Annotated in this window: 4 protein-coding genes; 2 read left to right on the plus strand and 2 right to left on the minus strand. The window is 69.6% G+C overall.

Translation table 11 applies throughout. The features are described 5' to 3' along the window. Positions 1-430: ATP-binding cassette domain-containing protein (locus FED44_RS35290; protein ID WP_244302549.1), on the minus strand; the 430-nt coding region annotated here is incomplete at its 3' end. A 360-nt stretch (positions 431-790) separates the two neighbouring features. Continuing rightward, a complete protein-coding gene (locus FED44_RS35295) occupies positions 791-2089 on the minus strand; it encodes an ROK family transcriptional regulator (protein WP_244302550.1) in 1299 nt (432 codons plus the stop codon). A 246-nt stretch (positions 2090-2335) separates the two neighbouring features. On the opposite strand from FED44_RS35295, the gene FED44_RS35300 reads away from it, so the two are divergent. Continuing rightward, a complete protein-coding gene (locus tag FED44_RS35300) occupies positions 2336-3622 on the plus strand; it encodes an ROK family transcriptional regulator (protein ID WP_111701059.1) in 1287 nt (428 codons plus the stop codon). A gap of 271 nt (positions 3623-3893) precedes the next feature. Next, positions 3894-5252 (plus strand): ThuA domain-containing protein (locus FED44_RS35305; RefSeq protein WP_208759343.1); only part of this gene is annotated, 1359 nt, incomplete at its 3' end.

Genomic DNA, 5252 nt, shown 5'->3' on the forward strand with positions numbered 1-5252 from the left:
CCATCCGCGGCCGGATCTCCCCATGACCCAACCGCTTCAACAGCTCAGCCGCCGCCCGCTCGGCCTCCCCCCGGCGCGAGAACCCCAGCCGCGCCCGCTCATGACCCAGATAGATGTTCTCGGCCACACTCAACCCGTCCACCAGGTCGAGCTCCTGATAGATCGTGGCGATGCCCTGCCGGATGGCGGCCGTCGGGCTGGTCAGCCGGACCTCCTGGCCGTCGAAGGTGATCGTTCCCTCGTCGGGCTGGTGCGCCCCGGCCAGAGTCTTGATCAGGGTGGACTTTCCGGCGCCGTTCTGGCCGAGCAGGCAGTGCACCTCACCGACGCGGACATCGAGGTCGACGCCGTTCAGGGCACGCACACCGGGGAACTGCTTGACGATGCCTCGCATCTCCAGCAGGGACGACTCGGACGATGACGGCTGCACAGAGGCCTCCTAGGGGTGGGTGCGGCCGGGCCCCGCCCGCCTGACGGCGCCGGCTGGCACCGCCGCTACGGCACCGATGTCGGCGTCAACGATGCCGACGCGGCTCCGGACAGCCGTACAGGCGGGCGGGACGTTCTTGTGGGATAGGGCTCGGAATGGCTGAATGGTGGTGGTGATCCCGTCCGCCTGACCGCATGTCCCATCGCCACGGCACGCGGGATGGGCGGGGGGGAGTACCGAGCGGGGAGCACGGTCAGGCGGACGGGACGTTCGAAGGGGACGGCTGAGGAGAGGATGGGGGGTCGGAACCGGCCCGCGGACAGAGGCGTCCGCCGCCGGACAGGTCGTCGGAGTTCTCGATCACCCCGATGGCAGCGGATGTCGGATCGATATGGCGGTGGGATCGGACAGCGCTCGTTCGACGACGACACCGGCCGCTCCACGTGCCGCCGCCCCAAAGCCGAGATCGGATGCGACGAACCGGCAGCGTTCGACCGCGCCGGTCATGCCCAGACGCGTCAGCTCCTGCCGGGCGGCGGGGATGAGCCGGTCGGCGAGCCTGGCGAAGTAGCCACCGAGCACGATGACTCGTGGGTTGAAGAGGTTGACCAGCACCGACGCGCCGAGCCCGAGCCACCGGCCCACCTCCGCGATGGCGGCTTCGACCCTCGGGTCGCCTTCCGCCCGCCGCTGCTCGATCTCGGCCAGCCGTTCCTCCGGATCACGGACGATCTGCCGGCCCATGCCGTACGCACGGTCGGGTGTGGCCATGCGCACCAGCGCCGCCAGTCCGACCTTGGTCTCCCAGCAGCCGACACGGCCGCAGCGGCAGGGCTCACCGGCGGGATCGACCATTATGTGACCGACCTCCCCGGCGAATCCGTCCGCTCCACCCAGCAACCGCCCGCCGGAGATGACACCGCCTCCGACGCCCACCTCGCCGGTGAGGTAGACCAGGTCGGACGTGCCGGCCTCGGAGCCGGAAGTGTACTCGGCCAGCGCGGCGAGGTTGGCGTCGTTGTCCACCACGATGGGGATGTCCGGGCGGATGCCCGCCTGGGACAGCCGCTCCGCGACCGCCACTCCGTGCCAGCCGAGGTTCGGCGCCACGACGACGGTGCCGGTGATCGTGTCGATGAGGCCCGGGATCGCCACGGTGACGCCCGCGGGCGTCACCCCGAGCCGGTCGAGGTCGGCCAGGGTCTTCTCGACCACGAGGGCCAGTTCGTCGAGCGAGCGCTCCGGGCTGGACCCCATCGCGTCGAAGCCGACGCGCCGGTCCACGAGCACCCGGCCGGCCAGATCGGTGGCGATGGCGGCGATGTAGTCGACGTTGACCTCCACGCCCAGGGCGCCGACACGCGAACCGTCGAGGGCGAGCGCGACGCTCGGGCGGCCGACGGAGCCCGCGTGCTGCGGTCCCGTCTCCATCACCAGCCCGCGTGCCTGCAACTCGCTGACCAGGCTGGTGACGGTGGTCTTGTTCAGCCCGGTGGCGAGCGCGACAGCCGACCGGGAGCACGGGCCCGAGACGCTCACGTGACGCAGCACCAGAGCGAGGTTGGAACGGCGCACGGTGGCCTGGTCAGCGGGAACACCCGCGGACAGACCGCGACTCAACGAGTCGCCCGTACGGCCGTCGGCCCTGCTTCGGTCCACGCCTCTCCCTCAATTAGTTCGTGTGGCTCGCCGAATTAATGCCAGCGACTTCCGGAAGACGCAAGAGTGAAACCGGTTGCAGGTTCCGTAACAGTCCGATAACCCCAGGTACAGATGGTCGTTGAGCTGCGGTTGGGCCGCCGATGCCAACTCGTTACTCGACAGATGGGTGCAGGTCCGGACATCCTCGTGTTACAACGCTGATTAATTGATCTCAGAGACAAACAAAGGGCGGGTGAGGGTCAGGTGACGTACGAGCCGAACCTCCTCCGCACCTCTGCCGGCGCGACGCCGACTGCGGCGGGCCCCGCGGCCCTGCGCAGGGCGAACCTCTCACTGGTGCTGCGCGAGCTGCGTGACCACGAGTCCCTGTCCCGCGCCGACATCGCCGACGCGACCGGGCTCCACCGGGCCACCGTCTCCAACCTCATGGCCGAGCTGCTCGAGCGGCGGCTGGTGCGGGAGGTCGGCGTCGAGCACGTGGGCGCGATCGGCCGGCCCAGGCGGGCCGTGGCGCTGCACGGCGCGCACGTGGGCGCCCTCGGACTGGAGATCAATGTCGACTACATCGCGGTCCACGGCACCGACCTCAGCGGCCGGGTGCTGGTCGAGCGCCGCGTGGCCTTCGACACCATGGGCAGCGGCACCGACAGAGCCGTCCGCCGCCTCGGGCTCGTCGCGAAGGAGGCCGCGGAGGCTATGGAACGTGCCCGGGCCGTCCCCGCCGGCGTCGCGGTGGCCGTCCCCGGCCTCGTGGACGTGGCGCGCGGCGTGGTGACGCTCGCGCCCAACCTCTACTGGCACGACCTGCCGCTGGCGGACGAACTGACCTCCATGCTCAGGCCTCTGGACGTTCCGGTGAGGGTGGACAACGACGCCAACCTCTCCGCGCTGGCCGAGTTCACCTCGGGCGTCGCCGCCGGCACGCCCGACCTGGTCTATCTCACCGGAGAGGTCGGCGTCGGCGGTGGCATCATCTCGGGCGGCAGGCTCCTGTGCGGAGCGGACGGCTACTCCGGCGAGGTCGGGCACCTGCGGGTCGACCCCAACGGCGACCAGTGCGGCTGCGGCCGCGTCGGATGCTGGGAGACCAAGGTCGGGCTGGCCGCACTGGTCCGCGCGGCCATGCCCGAGCAGGCGTACGGGCTGCCCGGAATGCCGGTGCCCGACCCCGACGAGCGCGTGGCCGACATCGCCCGGGGCCTGTCCTCCGGCGACCGGCGCATGACGCAGGCGGTCGCGCAGGTCGGCCAATGGCTCGGGCTCGGCGGCTCGATCCTGGCCAACCTGTTCAACCCCCGCGTGATCGTCATCGGAGGCTACTTCGCCTCGCTGGCTCAGTGGCTGCTGCCCCACGCGCAGGACCAGCTGAACCGGCTGGTGGTGGCCGGCTCCGGCGCCCAGTGCCGGTTCGTCGCCTCCACGCTCGGTTTCGGCGCCGCGTCACGCGGCGCCGCGAGCATGGTGGTCGACCAGATCATCGCCGACCCCACCTCGATCCTCGATTCATTACCCCGGCCGGCAGTTCACTGACGGCCCCCACAGACCTGGAACGGCACCTTCCAGCACCCCGAAACACCCCGCAATATCCACCACAACCAAGTGGCAACAAGCGCGGCGGCGCGCGCCTTGCCTGACCTTCCCCCCAGTCAGGAAAGGGTTCTCCATGTCTCCACGTTCTCGAACGTGGGCCAGGTCGCTCAAAGCGACCCTGCCAACCAGCGGACGACGTCCGAAACGTCTCACCGCGGCGACGACGGCCCTGGCCCTCGCCGCTCCCGTAATCACCCTTCTCGCGGCGCCGGTGAGCGCCCAGGCCGCCACGACGGCGGCCGCGGCGGCCCCTGACTTCAAGGTGCTCGTCTTCTCCAAGACGACCGGTTTCCGGCACGACTCGATCCCCGAGGGGATCGCGGCGGTGCAGAAGCTCGGCCAGGACAACAACTTCGCGGTCGACACGACCGAGGACAGCGCGGCGTTCACCGACGCCAACCTGGCGCAGTACCAGGCCGTCATCTTCATGTCCACGACCGGTGACCCGGTCAGCACCCAGGACCAGAAGGACGCCTTCCAGCGCTACATCCAGAAGGGCGGCGGCTACGTCGGCGTCCACGCCGCCGCCGACAGCGGCTACGACTGGGCGTGGTACGGCAAGCTGGTCGGGGCCTACTTCAAGCAGCACCCGGCGATCCAGCAGGCCACGGTCAAGGTCGAGGACCCGGCGCACCCGTCGACCGCGGGCCTGCCGACGACCTGGAGCCGTACCGACGAGTGGTACGACTACCGGACCAACCCGCGTAACACGGTTCACGTGCTGACGTCGCTGGACGAGAAGTCCTACACCGGCGGCACGATGGGCGCCGACCACCCCAACACCTGGTGTCAGGACTACGACGGCGGCCGCTCGTGGTACACCGGCCTGGGCCACCTGAAGGAGAACTACAGCGAGGCGAACTTCCTCAAGCTGCTCCTGGGCGGTATCAAGACCGCCGCGGGCGCGGTGAAGGCCGACTGCTCCGCCTCGCAGAGCAGCAGCTACGACAAGATCACCCTCGACGACAACACCAGCAACCCGATGATGCTGGACGTCGCCAAGGACGGCCGGGTCTTCTACATCGACCGGCTGGGTGATGTCAAAATCATCAAGCCGAGCGGTGGCACCGTGACGGCGGCGCACCTGAATGTGTTCACGGCCAACGAGAGCGGTCTGCTCGGTATGGCGCTGGACCCCGGGTTCGCGACGAACAAGTGGATCTACCTGTACTACTCGCCCACGGGCTCGGAGAACGTCGACCGGCTGAGCCGGTTCACGGTCAACGGGGACACCCTGGACCTGGCGAGTGAGAAGAAGGTCCTGGACGTGCCGGTGCAGCGGGCCGAGTGCTGCCACCACGGCGGCGGCCTGGTGATGGACCCCAAGACCGGCAACCTGTGGCTGGCCACGGGCGACAACACCAACCCCTTCAACTCCGACGGCTTCGTGCCGATCGACGAGCAGTCGGGCCGGTCCAGCTGGGACGCCCAGCGGTCGTCGGCCAACACCAACAGCCTGAGCGGCAAGCTGCTGCGCATCCACCCCGAGGCGGACGGCACCTACACGATCCCGTCGGGCAACCTGTTCGCCCCGGGCACGGACAAGACCAAGCCGGAGATCTACGGCATG

Origin of the sequence: Microbispora triticiradicis, from assembly GCF_005864065.1 — a bacterium.
In the GTDB taxonomy this organism is placed as follows: domain Bacteria; phylum Actinomycetota; class Actinomycetes; order Streptosporangiales; family Streptosporangiaceae; genus Microbispora; species Microbispora triticiradicis.